General features: G+C 63.0%; 16 protein-coding genes. 11 read left to right on the top strand and 5 right to left on the bottom strand.

Features of this window, described 5'->3' with window-relative positions; translation table 11 throughout:
* The 4 genes from PVW46_RS26150 to PVW46_RS26135 all read left to right on the top strand — a co-directional run.
* On the top strand, positions 1 to 498 hold a 498-nt coding region (locus PVW46_RS26150), incomplete at its 5' end, for an FAD-dependent oxidoreductase (RefSeq protein ID WP_274578242.1).
* A 13-nt stretch (positions 499 to 511) separates the two neighbouring features.
* Positions 512 to 799 carry a sarcosine oxidase subunit delta gene (locus tag PVW46_RS26145; protein ID WP_069208933.1) on the top strand — a complete coding sequence of 96 codons (288 nt, stop codon included), beginning with the start codon at positions 512 to 514 and terminating at the stop codon, positions 797 to 799.
* Positions 796 to 3,747: a sarcosine oxidase subunit alpha family protein gene (locus PVW46_RS26140; protein WP_069208932.1), complete on the top strand. Its 2,952-nt coding sequence runs from the start codon at positions 796 to 798 to the stop codon at positions 3,745 to 3,747. Before PVW46_RS26145 ends, PVW46_RS26140 begins: the two co-directional genes overlap by 4 nt.
* Positions 3,740 to 4,300, top strand: coding sequence for a sarcosine oxidase subunit gamma (locus PVW46_RS26135; RefSeq protein ID WP_069208931.1), 561 nt, complete (start codon positions 3,740 to 3,742; stop codon positions 4,298 to 4,300). Before PVW46_RS26140 ends, PVW46_RS26135 begins: the two co-directional genes overlap by 8 nt.
* A 5-nt stretch (positions 4,301 to 4,305) precedes the next feature.
* On the opposite strand, the gene PVW46_RS26130 is transcribed toward PVW46_RS26135, so the two are convergent.
* Positions 4,306 to 5,295 (bottom strand): GlxA family transcriptional regulator, encoded by a 990-nt coding sequence (locus PVW46_RS26130; protein WP_043146958.1) that lies wholly within the window; start codon positions 5,293 to 5,295, stop codon positions 4,306 to 4,308.
* Positions 5,296 to 5,449: 154 nt separating this feature from the next.
* Between PVW46_RS26130 and PVW46_RS26125 the strand changes: the two genes are divergently transcribed.
* Positions 5,450 to 6,073, top strand: a complete 624-nt coding sequence (locus PVW46_RS26125; RefSeq protein WP_373286024.1) for a helix-turn-helix domain-containing protein — start codon at positions 5,450 to 5,452, stop codon at positions 6,071 to 6,073.
* Between the two features lie 57 nt (positions 6,074 to 6,130).
* On the opposite strand, the gene dmmC is transcribed toward PVW46_RS26125, so the two are convergent.
* From dmmC to PVW46_RS26105, 4 genes are all read right to left on the bottom strand, one after another.
* Complete coding sequence (gene dmmC, locus PVW46_RS26120) at positions 6,131 to 7,198, bottom strand: dimethylamine monooxygenase subunit DmmC (RefSeq protein ID WP_069208930.1); 1,068 nt, start codon at positions 7,196 to 7,198, stop codon at positions 6,131 to 6,133.
* A gap of 11 nt (positions 7,199 to 7,209) precedes the next feature.
* A complete protein-coding gene (locus PVW46_RS26115) occupies positions 7,210 to 8,196 on the bottom strand; it encodes a PDR/VanB family oxidoreductase (RefSeq protein ID WP_069208929.1) in 987 nt (328 codons plus the stop codon).
* On the bottom strand, positions 8,193 to 8,801 hold the full coding sequence (dmmA, locus tag PVW46_RS26110; RefSeq protein WP_069208928.1) for a dimethylamine monooxygenase subunit DmmA: 609 nt from the start codon (positions 8,799 to 8,801) through the stop codon (positions 8,193 to 8,195). Before dmmA ends, PVW46_RS26115 begins: the two co-directional genes overlap by 4 nt.
* A 76-nt stretch (positions 8,802 to 8,877) precedes the next feature.
* Positions 8,878 to 10,026 (bottom strand): aminomethyl transferase family protein, encoded by a 1,149-nt coding sequence (locus PVW46_RS26105; RefSeq protein ID WP_043146967.1) that lies wholly within the window; start codon positions 10,024 to 10,026, stop codon positions 8,878 to 8,880.
* 250 nt (positions 10,027 to 10,276) lie between these two features.
* Here PVW46_RS26105 and PVW46_RS26100 point away from each other — a divergent pair, with 250 nt between their 5' ends.
* The 6 genes from PVW46_RS26100 to glnT all read left to right on the top strand — a co-directional run bounded on the left by PVW46_RS26100 (position 10,277) and on the right by glnT (position 16,450).
* Positions 10,277 to 11,650 carry an ammonium transporter gene (locus tag PVW46_RS26100; protein WP_043146969.1) on the top strand — a complete coding sequence of 458 codons (1,374 nt, stop codon included), beginning with the start codon at positions 10,277 to 10,279 and terminating at the stop codon, positions 11,648 to 11,650.
* Positions 11,651 to 11,662: 12 nt separating this feature from the next.
* Entirely contained in the window at positions 11,663 to 11,881 is a 219-nt protein-coding gene (locus tag PVW46_RS26095; RefSeq protein ID WP_043146971.1) for a hypothetical protein, read from the top strand.
* Between the two features lie 147 nt (positions 11,882 to 12,028).
* Positions 12,029 to 12,958, top strand: coding sequence for a class II glutamine amidotransferase (locus tag PVW46_RS26090; RefSeq protein WP_043146973.1), 930 nt, complete (start codon positions 12,029 to 12,031; stop codon positions 12,956 to 12,958).
* Positions 12,958 to 13,635 carry a GltB/FmdC/FwdC-like GXGXG domain-containing protein gene (locus PVW46_RS26085; protein WP_043146980.1) on the top strand — a complete coding sequence of 226 codons (678 nt, stop codon included), beginning with the start codon at positions 12,958 to 12,960 and terminating at the stop codon, positions 13,633 to 13,635. The genes PVW46_RS26090 and PVW46_RS26085 overlap by 1 nt, the downstream gene beginning before the upstream one ends.
* 7 nt (positions 13,636 to 13,642) lie before the next feature.
* On the top strand, positions 13,643 to 14,989 hold the full coding sequence (locus tag PVW46_RS26080) for an FMN-binding glutamate synthase family protein (protein WP_172430590.1): 1,347 nt from the start codon (positions 13,643 to 13,645) through the stop codon (positions 14,987 to 14,989).
* Between the two features lie 105 nt (positions 14,990 to 15,094).
* On the top strand, positions 15,095 to 16,450 hold the full coding sequence (gene glnT / locus PVW46_RS26075; RefSeq protein ID WP_069208927.1) for a type III glutamate--ammonia ligase: 1,356 nt from the start codon (positions 15,095 to 15,097) through the stop codon (positions 16,448 to 16,450).
* Positions 16,451 to 16,635: the final 185 nt, after the last annotated feature.

Raw genomic sequence — 16,635 nt, 5'->3', positions numbered from 1 at the left:
ATCGAAAGCCATGTCCTGCAGGCCTTTGTGTCCGAAGGTTTGAAACCCCTCCTCCCTGGGGTGATCACCTTCGGCGCCGGCCACTTCTATTGCAGCCAGTCCGACAAGGGCGGCCTGGTCTTCGGCGGCGACCTCGACGGATACAATTCCTACGCGCAGCGCGGCAACCTGCCGGTGGTCGAGGATGTCTGCGAAGGCGGCATGGCGATCTTCCCCAACCTGGGCCGTGCGCGCCTGTTGCGGATGTGGGGCGGGATCATGGACATGTCGATGGATGGCTCGCCCATCATCGACCGCACCCATATCGACGGGCTCTATTTCAACGGCGGCTGGTGTTACGGCGGTTTCAAGGCCACCCCGGCGTCGGGCTATGCCTATGCGCATCTGCTGGCCACCGACACCCCGCACAAGACTGCCACCGCCTATCGCTTCGATCGTTTCGCCACCGGACACATGATCGACGAAAAGGGCATGGGCAACCAGCCCAACCTGCACTGAGCGAGGACAGGACATGCTGATAAACCACCCAATCCTTGGCCCCCGCGACGCTGCCGAATTCGTCTACAAGGGCGACGCGAGGCTGATCCAACGCCCCGACTGGCAGGCGGACGACGCAGTCGCACAGTTCACCGACTACGGCTATTTGCGCGACAACCCGGCGGGCCTGCACCGCGAATTGTGGTTCCACGAACAGGGCGACCGGTCCTGGCTGGTCGTGACCCGCGACACCACCACACATGAAATCACCAAGGTAGAGCTGGCGCGCGATGTCGCGCGGGCCGAGGGGCGCTCCAGATGAGTGACAAGAACCGACTGAACGGCGGCCTGATCGAACGCAACAGGCCCATGTCCTTCACCTTCGACGGCAAGCGCTACGGCGGCTATGCCGGGGATACACTGGCCTCGGCGCTCTTGGCAAATGGCGTGCGCCTGATGGGCCGATCCTTCAAGTACCACCGCCCGCGCGGCGTCCTGACCGCCGGTTCTGAAGAGCCGAATGCCATCGTCGAGCTGCGCAGCGGCGCCCGGAAAGAGCCGAACACCCGCGCCACCACGGCGGAACTCTTCGACGGGTTGACCGCGAATTCGCAGAACCGCTGGCCGTCGTTGACGTTTGACGCGATGGCGATCAACGACCGGCTGTCGACCTTCTTTGCCGCCGGGTTCTACTACAAGACCTTCATGTGGCCCGCCGCCTTCTGGGAAAAGCTCTACGAGCCGATGATCCGCCGCGCCGCGGGCCTTGGCACGTTGGCGCATGAACCGGACCCGGACTGCTATGACAAGGGTTTCCTGCATTGTGACGTGTTGATCATCGGCGCGGGTCCTGCCGGCCTCGCAGCCGCGTTGACGGCCGGGGAATCCGGCGCCCGCGTGATCCTCGCCGAAGAGGATTTCCTGCTGGGCGGCCGGCTGAACGCGGAAAACGGCCTGCTGGCGGACGAGGACGGCGTGACATGGGCCGCGCAGACGGTGGCCCGCCTGCAAGCCATGCCCAACGTGCGGGTCATGCCGCGCAGCACGGTGATCGGCGCCTTCGATCACGGCATTTATGGCATGGTCGAGCGGGTCAGCGATCACCTGGCGGAACCCGCCGTCGGAAAACCCCGTCAGATCCTGTGGCGCATCTATTCCAAGCGCGCGATCCTCTCTGCCGGGGCCACGGAACGGCCCATCGTCTTTGAAAACAACGACCGGCCCGGCATCATGCTGGCCTCGGCCATGCGCAGCTATGCCAACCGCTGGGCGGCGACACCGGGCAAGGCCGTGGCCGTCTTCACCAATAACGACGACGGGCACCGTACTGCTGCCGACCTTCACGCCAAGGGCGTCAAGGTCACGGTGATCGACACCCGCCCCGACGCCGGAGTGACCCCAGACTACGAGATCCTCTCCGGTGCACAGGTGGTCGACACCAAAGGGCGGCTCGGGCTGAAATCCGTTGACGTGAAGCTGTCGAACGGCGGCACGCGGACGCTCTTTGTCGATGGACTGGGTGTTTCCGGTGGATGGAACCCCAACGTCCACATGACCTGTCACCAGCGCGGACGCCCGCAATGGGACGAGACGCTTTGCGCCTTTGTGCCCGGCGGCACAATGCCGACCGGCCTGATCCCCGCTGGCGCCGCCAATGGGGCCTTCAGCACCCATGCGGCGCTCAGCTCGGGCCAGGACGCGGCGGCCACCGCCTTGGGTGATCTGGGCCTGACCGTCACCCGCCCCGACCTGCCGGGCGCCGAGGACGCGCCGGTGCGCGTCGCCCCCTTCTGGCACGTCAAAGGCGCCAAGCGCGCCTGGGTCGACCAGCAGAACGACGTGACCGCAAAGGACGTGAAACTGGCCCACCAAGAGAACTTTACCTCGGTCGAGCACCTCAAGCGTTACACGACGCTGGGCATGGCCACGGACCAGGGCAAGACCTCGAACATCGCCGGTCTGGCCATCATGGCAGAGGTCGCGGGCAAGCAGATCCCCGAGGTCGGCACCACCATGTTCCGCCCACCCTACACCCCCACCGCCATCGGCGTGCTGGCCGGTCGGTCGCGGGACAAGGACTTTCGCCCGGTCCGCAAGACACCCAGCCACTACTGGGCCGAGGAACAGGGCGCCGTCTTTGTCGAGGTCGGCATGTGGCTGCGTGCACAATGGTTCCCGAAGCCCGGTGAAACCCATTGGCGCGAAAGCGTCGACCGCGAGGTCCTGCAGACCCGGAAATCGGTCGGAGTCTGCGACTGTACCACGCTGGGCAAGATCGACGTCCAGGGCGCCGACGCGGCCGAGTTCCTGAACAAGATCTATGCCAACGGCTTTGCCAAGCTGGCCGTGGGCAAAACACGCTATGGCCTGATGCTGCGCGAAGACGGCATCGCGATGGACGACGGCACCGCCGGTCGCCTGGCCGAGGATCACTTTGTCGTCACGACCACCACGGCCAATGCCGTTCCGGTCTTCCGGCACATGGAATTCGTGCGCCAGTGCCTGTACCCGGACATGGACGTGCAGCTGATCTCGACCACCGAGGCCTGGGCGCAATACGCCGTCGCCGGCCCCAACTCGCGCAAGCTGCTGCAAAAGATCGTCGACCCCGAATTTGACATCTCGAACGAGGGCTTCCCCTTCATGGCCTGTGGCGAGATCACGGTCTGTGGCGGGTTGCGGGCGCGGCTGTTCCGGATCTCCTTCTCAGGCGAACTGGCCTTCGAGATCGCGGTGCCGACCCGCTATGGCGATGCGCTGATGCGCCGCCTGATGAAGGAGGGCAAGGAATTCGACGTGACTCCCTACGGCACCGAGGCGCTGTCCGTCATGCGGATCGAAAAGGGCCACGCTGCGGGCAATGAGCTGAACGGAACCACCTCCGCTTTCAACCTCGGCATGGGCCGCATGGTGTCCAAGAAAAAGGACTCGATTGGGTCGACACTGTCGGAACGCCCCGGCCTGAACGAGGAGGACGCGCTGAAACTGGTCGGTTTCAAGCCGGTCAACGCGGAACACAAGGTTCCTGCCGGTGCGCACCTGATGACGAAGGGCACGCCCGTCGATGCGGCGCACGACCAGGGCTATATCACGTCGGCCTGCTACTCGCCCAACCTCGGCTGTCACATCGGCATCGGCTACCTGAAATCCGGCGACACCCGCCTGGGCGAGGTCGTGCGCCTTGTCAGTCCGCTGACCGGGGTCGACCACGATGTCGAAGTCGTCAGCGCCCATTTCGTCGACCCAGAGGGGGAACGTCTCCGTGCATGATCTGAAACCCATCACCCCGCTTGGCGCCGTCGACCCGCGCGTCGACAATATCGGCCCGCTCACCCTGACCGAGATCACTTCAGTCGCCTTGGCCTCGGTCGCCGCGCGGCTGGGGTCCGAGGAAGCGACACGCAAGACGCTGGGCGAGCTGATCGGGGCCGAGGCCCCTGCCCCGTCGCACCATGCAGGCGACATGTTGACGGCCTTCTGGACCGGCCCGGATCAATGGATGGTCGAGGCGCCCATCAGCACCCACGAGGATCTGGCCCATCGGCTGGTCGCGGCCTTTGGCACCGATGCCAGCGTGACGGAACAGACCGATGCCTGGTGCCGCTTTGACCTGAAGGGAGAAGACCACCCGGCAGTGATGGAACGGCTTTGCGCCGTCGACCTGGCCAACTGGCAAGGCGGCGAGGTTCAGCGCACCACCATCGACCATCTAGGCTGTTTCGTACTTGCGCGCGATGCCCGCACCCTGTCAGTGATCGGCCCGCGCAGTTCGGCCGGATCTCTGCATCATGCGCTGATCACCGCCTGCAGGTCGGTGTTCTGAACGGATCAGACCGAGGGCACCGGACGGTTGCCCTCGGTTCTGTAAAGGTTGATCCGCTTGCGATCTTCCTGCGGGCTCAGCCCGTATTCGGCCCGGTAGTGACGGGTGAAATGCTTGGCGCTGGCATAGCCCACCGCCGCCGCTACATCGGCCACCGCATCGTTGGTATACATGACGATCTGCCGGGCCGCCTGCATCCTGAGCCAGCGAAAATAGGTGGTCGGGTTCTGCCCCGTCGCCTGTTTGAAGCTGCGTTCAAGGTGACGGGGCGAAATATCCAGCCTTTCCGCCAGCTCGGCGACCGAGACAGGCGTCGTCATGTCGGCGGCAAAGACCTCGATCGCGCGGGACACGATGGGCGACAGGTCATCCTGGATGCTGCCGGTCAGATGCACCGGCACCGATTGCTTGACCCCGATCTTGCGCATCATCGGATGCTGGAACCAGCAGGCCACCTCAGTCGCGACATGACCGCCCAATGCCGCGTCGATGAACCCCAGCGCCAGGTCAAAGGCCGCGGCCGCGCCAGAGGCCGTGACGCAACGTCGTGACACCTCAATGACCTCGTCGCTGTGGGGAATCTCCGGAAATTCGGTGGCAAAAGCCGCCTCATAGCACCAATGCACGGACAGTCTTTCGCCCGGGACCGCACCACTTCGGACCAGCGGAAAGACCCCCCCGCTGATCGCGCCCAGCGTGCAGCCGTGCCGCCCAAGCCGTCGCAGATGCGCCGCGCTGCGCGGGTCGGCAAACTTGACCGCCGGCGCTGAAAGCAAGAGCAGGTAGTCCACCTCATCCACGTCTTCCAGCAATGTCTGCGGCTCAAACGGGATGCCCGCGCTGGACTGCACCGCCCGGGACGCTTCGGCCACCAGTGTCCATTCAAAGGCGGTGGTGCGCGAAATCTCGTTCGCGGCGCGCAGGGGTTCGATCACCGATGTCAGGCAGGCCATCGGGAATCCCGGGAACAGGAGGAAGCCGATCTTCTTCGTCATCAGAACCAATCTCCGACCAATCCGACCAATTTTTAACCACAGGAATATTTTTTTGCAATGGAGTGAATTTTCGCTACACTAAGACCATATACAAGTGACCGGAATTTGAGGCTAAATCCAGAGAGACCGCATGAATGTAGAGTCGTCGAAAACCATGACCAAGCTCATCCAGGATCCGCACAGCCTGCGCGAGGAACGAGAGAAGGTACTGGAGGTCGCCATCGGTCGTGAAGTCCGGGCCTATCGCAAGCAACAGGGGATCACGGTCGCGGAATTGTCCCGGCTGACCGACCTGTCCATCGGGATGCTGTCCAAGATCGAGAATGGCAACACCTCGCCCTCTCTGACAACCCTGCAGACATTGGCCAATGCCCTCTCGGTCCCGTTGACCGCCTTTTTCAAGGGCTACGAGGAACGCCGCGAAGCCGTGCATACCAAGGCTGGCGAGGGTCTGGAAATCGAACGGGCCGGCACCCGCGCAGGCCATCAGTACAACCTCCTTGGTCATATCGGGTCGAACTCCAGCGGCGTGATCGTCGAACCCTATCTCATCACGCTGAACACCGAGTCCGACACCTTCAAGACCTTCCAGCACGATGGGATCGAGATGATCTACATGCTGGAGGGCAAGCTGGGCTACCTGCACGGCAACCAGCACTACCCGCTGGAACCGGGCGATACGCTGTTCTTTGACGCCGACGCCCCGCATGGTCCCGAGGTGCTGATCGAACTTCCGGCGCGTTATCTCTCGATCATCTGCTATCCGCAAAAGACCTGATCACCGGGCCCGGTGACGCAAAAAGCCCCCGCAGTGCGGGGGCTTTTCCGTTTCCTGTCACTTTTGCAGTGGCGGTTCGGTGTCGAGATCAGGCCAGACACCGGGCGAGGTCGGCAGGCCGTCATCATACTGGCTGAGATAGTCCAGCATCATCGGACGGTTGTCGATGAACCCCTTGTAGGTCGCCAGTTCCTCCGGCAGGTCGCGGATCACCCGGTGCAGGCGGCGCCCCCATTTCGGAATACTCACGATGTCCTGGAAGGCGATCAGGTAGCAGCGGATCGGGAACAGCAGCGCGTTCGAGCGCGGCAGCCGATAGAAGGTCTGCAGTTCGACACGCAAGTGCTGCTTGGACCCGATGTTTTCCGGTGTCAGGGTCGTCTTCTGCACGCCCCATTTGTGATAGTTCTCGGGGCTGGTATCCAGCAGCGGGTTGACCGTCATGGTCCAGTTCAGCCGCCGCGCCGGCGCGCCCTGCTGGATATTCAGCAGGAATTTCAGCGCCCGCTTGAAGATCCCCATCTCATGCGCCAGCGGCACGGGTGCGTGCCACTCGAAGAAATCCATGCCGATGTCGAAATCCAGGCTCCAGTCCGCCTGGGTCGTGATCATGCCCGCGTCCATGTAGAGCATGTCGTTACGCTGATCGAGCACTGCGTAGTCGCCCTGCGCCTGCCGCGTGATGTACTCCAAAGGCCCGCAGGGCAGTGTCGTCTCGTCGAGGAAGGTAAAGGTATGGTCGATGCCCATCGGCTTGTTGATCCAGCGCCAGCGATTGCCGTCGCGGTGCAGCTCGAACAGGTCCGGGTAGTCCTCGGACTTGGACACCATGATCAGTTCCAGCGTGTCCCAGCCGGCCAGCGTCATGTGCGGCAGAGACTGGCAACGCAGCGGATCGTCCGCGAGGACGATGGCCCGGTCCCGCATTTCCGAAACGTAATGCTCGTCGACGTCGAACCGCTTTTCGTAGACCGACCCCTCTGGCCCGCCCCGGTGCTGCTCCATGTTCACCGAATACATGTAGCTGTCTTCGTGGAACGGGAACGGAAAGCGCTTGATGGCCCAGTCCGAATTCCGGAACGAATAGTCGTCGCGGAAGGTTTCTTCGTTGAATTGAATCGTCATGGTCGCTCCCCCTATCGGTCCAGAACCAGCGTCTTGCCGACAAAGCGGCTGACGCAGGGCATGATCTTCTTGCCGCTGGCATGTTCGTCATCATCCAGCCAGTGATCGCGGTGGATGAACTCGCCATCCGCCTCGACGACATCGGTCTCGCACTGACCGCAGGCACCGCCACGACAGAGGAAGGGCGCCTCGACGCCGCAGCGTTCGATCGCTTCCAGCAGGCTCTCGTGTTCGCCCACCTGGATGACGATGTCGGATTTACACAGGCGCACCTCGAAGGGTTTGCCGGGTTGCGGGGCCAGGAACTCCTCGGAATGCACGTTCTCATCCGGCCATCCATGCGCGGCGGCGGTCTTGTGCACCCACTGGATCATGCCCTGCGGCCCGCAAACGTAAACATGCGTGCCCAGCGGCTGACCATCCAGCAGATCTTCCAGCGCAATGGCCTGTTTCTTGTCGTCGTAGTAGACATGCACCTTGTTCGGATGGCGCGAGGTCAGCTCGTCCACATAGGTGCCCAAGGCCTCGCTGCGGCAGGCGTAATGCAGTTCCCAGGCGCCGCCCATCCGTTCCAGGTGCGCGATCATCGCCATGAAAGGCGTGATGCCGATGCCGCCGGCAAGAAAGACATGCTTGCGCCCGCGCAGGTCCAGCGGGAACAGGTTCACCGGATAGGTGATCGTCATCGCGTCGCCGACCTTGACCTTCCGGTGCATGAAGAGCGAGCCGCCACGGCCCTCATCATCGCGCCGGACGGAGATGGCGTATTTGGTGGAATCCGCCGGATCGGACATCAGCGAATAGGGGTTGAGCCGCGTGCGGCCGTCGTCGTTCATCTCGACCACGGTATGCGCGCCCGCCGAGAACGGCGGAAAGGGCAAACCGTCACGGCGCGTGAATTCGAACCGGGTGACCAGATCGTTCAGGGGGACAATGGCGCTGACCTCGACCTCGATCTTCTCGGCGCCTGCCTTGGCTTTCTGGGGGGCAGCACTCATTTGTATAGCTCCACGGGTTCGGGCACGTTTCCGGGATCCTCGGCGTCCACCCGGACGCCCTGGAAGGCAGCCAGCCGGCGCGAATAGTGATCGCGCACGAACAGGTTCAGCCCGCAATGCGAACAGACGAAGGGATCGGTCATCACGTCCTCGGTGATGCCCTTGCAGTGCACGCACTGCATTCGACGCGCGACCGATCCACGATGTTCGGTCTGAATCGCGGAATGCGGGATGCCGGCGGTCATCGCCTCGTTCTGGGCCTGCCCCATCAGCCCCTCGGTCCCGGTCAGGTAGACCTGCAGACCCATGTGGGCGTCCAAGAGCACCCGGCGGATGCGCTGGACAGAGGCCTCGTAGGTCGGGCCGACATAGAATTGCGCCGGTTCCAGAGCCTTCAGGCGATCGACATAGGTCTCACCCGTGGCCTTGGGGATGTAGATGATATGCGCCGCGCGAAAGATCGACGCGTCCTGCGCCGCGAGGTCCAGCAGGGCCTCGGCGCCCTCGGCATCCGCGATCATCAGATGCGCCTTGCCCGGTCGCGGTTCAAGCGTGCCATAGACAGGCCGGCTCCGGATGCTTTCGGGGAATTGGAACTTCGACATGCTGCCGTGTCTCCCTTGGGATTCTTGGTGGCAAAAAGGCGCGGCCCGAGGGTCGCGCCTTCTGCATGGCCGGGCGTCAGCCCTTGGCGGTGCGGATTTTCTTGTCCTTGTCGTAGAAGGGCATTTCTTCGGCGACGCAGGGGATTTCGGTGCCATCCGCGTTGCGCACCGTCATCTTGGTTCCGGGAACCGCACAGTCGACCGGCATCCGCGCGATCCCGACCGTGTGGTCGAACAGGTCCGACCGCATGCCGTAGGTCACGACACCAACCGGCTTGCCGTCCTTGAGAAGTTCGGCGCCCTCGTCCGCGGCGGTGGTGCCTTCGAGGCGGACACCGTAGATCTTGAACCGCTCCTTGCCTTCCAGCGCATAGTGGTTCTCGGCGCCGCGGAAGCCCTTCTTGCCAGGGGAGACGGTGAATTCCAGCCCCAGTTCCCACAGCGAGTCGCCGCAGGCGCTGCCATCGGCAAAGGGATAGGTTTCCGAGTTGTCGCCCGGGTAGAACAGCAGGTAGCTTTCGGTCCGCAGCAGGTCGAGCGTCGAGAACTGGACCGGGCGGATACCCATGTCCTTGCCGTCTTCGAGGATGGCATCCCACAGCTCGATCGCGTGGCGGCCCTCGCAGAAGATTTCATAGCCGCGCTCGCCGGTGTAGCCGGTGCGCGAAATCATGACCGGCTTGCCGAACAGCTTGGTCTGGATGATCCCGAAATATGCCAGGTCGCGGATGCCCGCGACGTGTTTTTCCAGGAAGTCCACGGCCACCGGGCCCTGCAGCGACATGTCGTGCAGGTCATCATCGAAGATCATCGAGACGTTCTTGCCGTAGGCGGCCATTGCCAGGCTTTCGTGGCCGGTCCCGGTGCCGTGCACCAGCAGCCAGTAGTTGACCGAGACGCGGTAGATCACGCAGTCGTCGATGAACAGGCCGCGGTCGTCCAGCATCGCGGCATAGACCGCGCGGCCCGGCATCAGCTTGTCCACGTTGCGGGTGGTGGCGCGGTCGATCACGGCCGCCGCGTGCGGACCGCTGAGGTGGACCTTCTTGAGGCCCGACACGTCCATAAGGCCGGCCTTGGTGCGCACCGCCTCGTAGTCTGCCTTGGCGCGTTCGTCGGAGTGGTCATAGAACCAGGCGGTTCCCATGCCGTTCCAATCTTCCAGTTCACCACCGATTTCCGCATGACGCTGAGCCAGCGCCGACGTCCTGTAGATGATCGCCATTCCTTGTCTCCCTGACTCTTAGGTTTGGAGATATTGAGACCGATCCTCCGGAAAAAATCAATACCTGTGTTAAGATTATTTTCCTGACGGGAAACGCATCACAAGCATGATAGCCGGAACGACCATAGGGTAAGACTGACACAAATCTACCCTGCGAGTGAAATAAATTTGACATGATGAATGAGATTCGCTTCCCATTGGTGAAATAAGTTGCACCAAAATCAAAATCCAACACACAGGGAGATAAATAATGGATGGCAACCTGAACGCCCTGACCACGGTGTTCACCGAGTTCTACTACTGGGTGACCGTGGTCTTCATGTTCCTGATTCACGTCGGGTTCTGCATGTACGAGGTCGGCGCGAGCCGCCGGCGCAACCATATGCACACGCTCATGAAAAACGTGATGGTGATCCCGCTGGTCACCGTCACGTTCTTCTTTTTCGGCTGGTGGATCTACTGGGCCTTCCCGATGTTCCCCTTCTTCGGCGGGCTCAACCACGAGATGGGCTCTGGCAACCTGCCCTGGGCACAAACGATGGGCCCGAACGCCGCAGACCGAATCACCGGTGTGTTCTGGGCAGCCTTCCTGCTGTTCTCCTGGACGGCAGCCTCGATCGTGTCGGGTGCCGTGATCGAACGCATCCGCTCCTCGGCCCTTTGGGTGCATGCGGTGCTGATCGGCTCTGTCTGGTGGATCATCGATGCGGCCTGGGGCTGGCACTATGATGGCTGGATGGTGAAATTCCTCGGCTATCACGATGCCTATGCATCCGGGGTGATTCACGCGATCGCGGGCGGATACGCACTGGGCGTGATCGCTGTTCTGGGACCGCGCATCGGCAAGTTCGCCAAGGACGGCACGCCGCGCGACATTCCCCCGCACAATCCCTGGATGCTCACCATCGGGATCTTCCTGATCTACACCGGCTTCTGGGGTTTCTACGCGGCCTGCAACGTGCCCGTGATTTCTCCTGAAGGTATCGGCGGCCAGATCACCGGCACCACCTGGACGGCCACCAACATCTACCTGGCGCCGACGTCCTTGTCCGGCATCACCTTCAACTTCCTGATGTCCCTCTCTGGCGGCCTGATGGCGGCTTACGTGGTGTCCAAGGGCGATGCCTTCTGGACCTTCTCCGGCGGTCTTGCCGGGGTGATCACCGCCTCCGCGGGCAACGACCTCTATCACCCGGTACAGGCGATGCTGATCGCCGCCGTTGGCGTGGTCATCGTCTACCGCCTGCACTTCTGGGTCGAACGCCGGTTCAAGCTGGACGATGCCGTCGGCGCCGTCGCAGTACATGGTTATGCCGGTTTCGTGGGCCTGATCATCGCGGGCTTTGTCCTCTGGGGTGCGCCGTCTTCGCCTTATGAAGGCTATGCCACCGTCAACCCGCTGGGGCAGTTCATCGGCGCCATGATCATGTTCTTCGGTCTCGGGTTCCTGCCCGCCTTCGCCGTGTCCAAAATTCAGGCAGCGATGGGCGTGTTGCGCATTCCCGAGGAGGTCGAGCTTGAAGGTCTCGATTACGCCGAACACCATGCCTACGAAGAGGCCAAGGAGGCCATCATCGAGGCCGACAAGGCCCACCTGGCCACCAAACTCACCCCCGCAGAATAAGGAGCGTCCACTATGTCCTCGATTGGTTACGAAAGCTGGGCCGTAGACCTAGCGGATGTTGGTCCGATCTACCCCTTCCAGGGATCGGAAATGCTGATGGTCGCGCTTGGCGTGATCTTCTGGCTGGGCTGGCACCGCATCCAGTTCGTGCGGGAAAGCGAACACCTGGAACGCGCCAAGAAACGCGCCCTGGACCATGAAAAGGTCCAGCAAAGCGTCGAACGGTACTGATCCCGAGTCCGGCAAGGGCGGGCACATCGCCCGCCCTTGCCTCTCAGGAAAAATTTTTTCATCTTAGTTGCGGCAGCGCTTTTCCGGTGCTAGCCTGAACCGGTCAGCCCGAACCGGGTAGAATCAAGAAAGTGGAGCGACACCAGAATGTGCGGAATTGTCGGACTGTTCCTGAAGGACAAGGCGCTAGAGCCCCAGCTGGGTGCCTTGCTCACCGATATGCTGATCACCATGACCGACCGCGGCCCCGACAGCGCCGGGATCGCGATCTACGGCGCCGAGGACACCTCGGCCTCGAAACTCACCGTCCAGGCCGAAGACCCGGACACCGCCTTTGACGGCCTCGCAGACAAGATGGCCGCAGCCCTGGGTGGCAAGGTCACACTGACCCGAAACGACACCCACGCGGTTCTGCAGGTCCCTGCCGGCAAAGCGGAGGAGGCCCGTACCGCCCTGCGCGAGATCGCTCCGGAGGTCCGCGCGATGTCCTTTGGCGATACGCTGGAAATCTACAAGGAAGTCGGCCTGCCCAAGGACGTGGCAGCGCGTTTCGACATCGCCAAGATGTCGGGCACCCACGGCATCGGCCACACCCGCATGGCCACCGAATCCGCGGTGACCACGCTGGGCGCGCACCCGTTCAACACCGGCTCGGACCAGTGCCTGGTGCACAACGGCTCGCTCTCGAACCACAACTCGCTGCGCCGCAAGCTGCAGCGCGAGGGTATCCATATCGAGACCCAGAACGACACCGAGGTCGGCGCGGCCTACCTGACATGGAAGATGCAGAACGGCGCGACGCTGGGCGAAGCTCTCGAGGCCTCGCTCGAGGATCTCGACGGTTTCTTCAACTTTGTCGTCGGCACCAAGGACGGCTTTGGCGTCGTCCGTGACCCGATTGCCTGCAAACCCGCCGTCATGGCGGAAACCGATCAATACGTGGCCTTCGGCTCTGAATACCGGGCGCTGGTGAACCTGCCGGGCATCGAAACCGCCCGCGTCTGGGAACCTGAACCCGCGACCGTTTACTTCTGGACCCACGACCAGGCCCCCAACCCGAAAAAGAAGGCGGCATGATGCAAACCTACGATCTTCAAGCCAACAGCCTGCGCGAGCTGAACGCCGCGCTGCATGCCCAGGCGAATGACACCAACCAGACCAGCTGGGAAATCGTGAACCCGCGCGGCAGCCACGCCGTCGCCGTGGGCCTCGACGCGCCAATCGAGGTCAGCGTCAAGGGCTCGACCGGCTACTACACCGCCGGCATGAACAAGCAGGCGACCGTGCATGTGCACGGTTCTGCCGGCCCCGGTGTCGCCGAGAACATGATGTCCGGCACCGTGGTCATCGAAGGCGACGCCAGCCAGTACGCCGGCGCCACCGGCCACGGTGGCCTGCTGGTCATCAAAGGCAACGCCTCGTCGCGCTGCGGCATCTCCATGAAGGGGATCAACATCGTGGTGCACGGCAACGTCGGCCACATGTCCGCCTTCATGGCACAATCGGGCAACCTGGTGGTCTGCGGCGACGCGGGCGACGCCCTGGGTGACTCGATCTACGAGGCGCGCCTCTTCGTGCGCGGCTCTGTGAAATCGCTGGGCGCGGACTGCATCGAGAAAGAGATGCGCCCCGAACACATCGAAATCCTGCGCGACCTGCTGGACCGTGCCGGAAGCGATGCCAAGCCTGAAGAGTTCAAGCGGTACGGCTCGGCCCGTCAGCTGTACAACTTCAAAGTCGACAACGCGTATTGAGGGAGACATGAGCGTGAAAGACATCAAGGACAAGACGCCCCCTCGGACGATGCCCATCCAGTCGGCGACCTTCTCGAACCCGATCAACGCCGAAATCCGCCGCGCGGCGGCCACCGGCATCTATGACATCCGCGGCGGCGGCGCCAAGCGCCGGGTCCCGCACTTCGACGACCTGCTGTTCCTCGGCGCCTCGGTCTCGCGTTATCCGCTCGAAGGCTACCGCGAGAAATGCGACACCAAGGTGACTCTGGGCACGCGCTTTGCCAAGAAGCCGATCGAGCTGGACATTCCGATCACCATCGCGGGCATGTCCTTCGGCGCGCTTTCGGGCCCGGCGAAAGAGGCCCTGGGCCGCGGCGCTTCGGCGGCGGGCACCTCGACCACGACCGGTGACGGCGGCATGACCCCAGAAGAACGCGGGCATTCCTCCAAGCTGGTCTACCAGTACCTGCCCTCGCGCTACGGGATGAACCCCGACGATCTGCGCAAGGCGGATGCGATCGAGGTCGTGGTCGGTCAGGGCGCCAAGCCCGGCGGCGGCGGCATGTTGCTGGGCCAGAAGATCTCGGACCGCGTGGCCGAGATGCGCAACCTGCCCAAGGGCATTGACCAGCGCTCGGCCTGCCGTCACCCCGACTGGACCGGCCCGGACGACCTGGAAATCAAGATCCTCGAACTGCGCGAGATCACGGCCTGGGAAAAACCGATCTACGTCAAGGTCGGCGGCACCCGCCCCTACTATGACACCGCCCTGGCGGTGAAAGCGGGCGCCGACGTGGTCGTTCTGGACGGCATGCAGGGCGGCACCGCCGCCACCCAGGACGTGTTCATCGAACATGTCGGCCTGCCGACACTGGCCTGCATCCGCCCTGCGGTTCAGGCCCTGCAGGACCTGGGTGTGCACCGTGAGGTCCAGCTGATCGTCTCCGGCGGTATCCGCACCGGCGCCGACGTGGCCAAGGCCATGGCCCTGGGCGCCGACGCGGTGGCCATCGGCACCGCCGCTCTGATCGCTCTTGGCGACAACGACCCGCGCTGGGAATCCGAATACCAGAAGCTTGGCACCACTTCCGGCGCCTACGACGACTGGCACGAGGGCCAGGACCCGGCAGGGATCACCACCCAGGACGCCGAACTGCAAAAGCGCCTCGACCCGATCGAGGCCGGACGGCACCTGCGCAACTACCTCAGCGTCATGACGCTGGAGGCGCAGACCATCGCCCGTGCCTGTGGTCACAACAACCTGCACAACCTCGAACCCGAGGACCTGTGCGCGCTGACGATGGAAGCGGCTGCAATGGCCCGCGTTCCACTCGCCGGCACTGAATGGTACCCCGGCAAACCCGGCTTCTGAACCAACACGGCGCGGCCTCTTGTAAGAGGCTGCGCCGCTTCACAAGATGGTGCGCAAACAAGATGACGCCCATCGCGAGACAATAGGACAGAGAGGATGACAAAAATGGCAAAAGATCAGGCCGCGCCGGACGCAAAGATCGACCTCGCCACCTACGCCGCTGAACGCGGCGTCAAGTATTTCATGATCTCCTTCACCGACCTGTTCGGTGGACAACGGGCCAAGCTGGTTCCTGCGGCGGCCATTGCCGACATGCAGGATGACGGGGCCGGATTTGCCGGTTTCGCGACCTGGCTGGACCTGACACCGGCACACCCCGACATGCTGGCCGTTCCGGATCCGTCTTCCGTCATCCAGCTGCCTTGGCAGCCCGACGTCGCCTGGGTGGCCGCCGACTGCGTTATGGAAGGCAAGCCCGTCGAACAGGCCCCGCGCAACGTGCTGAAGCGCCTGATTGCCGAAGCCGCCGAAGAGGGTCTGCACGTCAAGACCGGTATCGAGGCCGAATTCTTCCTGTTGACGCCGGAAGGCGACAAGATCTCGGACCCCTTCGATACCGCCGCCAAGCCCTGCTACGATCAGCAGGCAGTGATGCGCCGCTACGACGTGGTGCGCGAGGTTGGCGACTACATGCTCGATCTCGGCTGGAAGCCCTATCAGACCGACCACGAAGACGCCAATGGCCAGTTCGAGATGAACTGGGAGTTCGACGACGTCCTCAAGATCGCCGACCAGCACTCCTTCTTCAAGTTCATGGTCAAGTCCGTCGCCGAAAAGCACGGCTACCGCGCGACCTTCATGCCCAAGCCCATCGAGGGTCTGACCGGCAACGGATGCCATGCGCATATCTCGGTCTGGGATGCGCCCGGTGACGCGGCCAAGGTCAATGTCTTCGCAGGCGAAGGCGAAGGCCAGACCGGTGAGGTCGGCCTGTCCGAACGCGGCAAGCACTTCCTTGGCGGAATCATGAAACACGCCAGCGCGCTGGCGGCGATCACCAACCCGACGGTCAACAGCTACAAGCGCATCAACGCACCGCGCACCATGTCCGGCGCCACCTGGGCGCCCAACACCGTGACCTGGACCGGCAACAACCGTACGCACATGGTCCGCGTCCCCGGCCCCGGCCGGTTCGAACTGCGCCTGCCCGATGGCGCCGTGAACCCCTACCTGCTGCAGGCGGTGATCATCGCGGCGGGCCTGTCGGGGATCCACTCCAAGGCCGATCCGGGCAAACGCCACGACATTGACATGTACGCCGAAGGCCACAAGGTCCGGGGCGCACCCAAGCTGCCACTGAACATGCTCGACGCGATCCGCGAGTATGACAAGGACAAGGAGCTGAAGAAGATGATGGGGGAGGATTTCTCCTCGTCCTACATCAAGATGAAGAAGCAGGAGTGGAACTCTTTCGTGACCCACTTCAGCCGCTGGGAGCGCGAGCACACGCTCGACATCTGAGGCGTCCCCCCTCGCCCCAGACCGGAAAGGCCGCTGTGTTTCGCAGCGGCCTTTCTCTTTGTTCTGCATCAGAGAAATGTGGCGGGGACAAAAAAAGGCGGATCACGATACCATCGTGATCCGCCATCTCCGGGCTCAGAGGAAGGAAGGGGGGCCTCAGAGCTCGGGATAGATCGGGAACCGTT

Source organism: Mameliella sp. AT18 (assembly GCF_028807275.1).
GTDB lineage: Bacteria > Pseudomonadota > Alphaproteobacteria > Rhodobacterales > Rhodobacteraceae > Antarctobacter > Antarctobacter albus.
This window is presented reverse-complemented; position numbering and strand designations above follow the sequence as displayed.

Bases quoted from the DNA above. Each gene is read 5' to 3' on its own strand.
- PVW46_RS26145 (WP_069208933.1), top strand. From the start codon at position 512: ATGCTGATAAACCACCCAATCCTTGGCCCCCGCGACGCTGCCGAATTC.
- PVW46_RS26140 (WP_069208932.1), top strand. From the start codon at position 796: ATGAGTGACAAGAACCGACTGAACGGCGGCCTGATCGAACGCAACAGG.
- PVW46_RS26130 (WP_043146958.1), bottom strand. From the start codon at position 5,295: ATGACGAAGAAGATCGGCTTCCTCCTGTTCCCGGGATTCCCGATGGCC.
- PVW46_RS26125 (WP_373286024.1), top strand. From the start codon at position 5,450: ATGACCAAGCTCATCCAGGATCCGCACAGCCTGCGCGAGGAACGAGAG.
- dmmC (WP_069208930.1), bottom strand. From the start codon at position 7,198: ATGACGATTCAATTCAACGAAGAAACCTTCCGCGACGACTATTCGTTC.
- PVW46_RS26115 (WP_069208929.1), bottom strand. From the start codon at position 8,196: ATGAGTGCTGCCCCCCAGAAAGCCAAGGCAGGCGCCGAGAAGATCGAG.
- dmmA (WP_069208928.1), bottom strand. From the start codon at position 8,801: ATGTCGAAGTTCCAATTCCCCGAAAGCATCCGGAGCCGGCCTGTCTAT.
- PVW46_RS26105 (WP_043146967.1), bottom strand. From the start codon at position 10,026: ATGGCGATCATCTACAGGACGTCGGCGCTGGCTCAGCGTCATGCGGAA.
- PVW46_RS26100 (WP_043146969.1), top strand. From the start codon at position 10,277: ATGGATGGCAACCTGAACGCCCTGACCACGGTGTTCACCGAGTTCTAC.
- PVW46_RS26095 (WP_043146971.1), top strand. From the start codon at position 11,663: ATGTCCTCGATTGGTTACGAAAGCTGGGCCGTAGACCTAGCGGATGTT.
- PVW46_RS26090 (WP_043146973.1), top strand. From the start codon at position 12,029: ATGTGCGGAATTGTCGGACTGTTCCTGAAGGACAAGGCGCTAGAGCCC.
- PVW46_RS26085 (WP_043146980.1), top strand. From the start codon at position 12,958: ATGCAAACCTACGATCTTCAAGCCAACAGCCTGCGCGAGCTGAACGCC.
- PVW46_RS26080 (WP_172430590.1), top strand. From the start codon at position 13,643: ATGAGCGTGAAAGACATCAAGGACAAGACGCCCCCTCGGACGATGCCC.
- glnT (WP_069208927.1), top strand. From the start codon at position 15,095: ATGGCAAAAGATCAGGCCGCGCCGGACGCAAAGATCGACCTCGCCACC.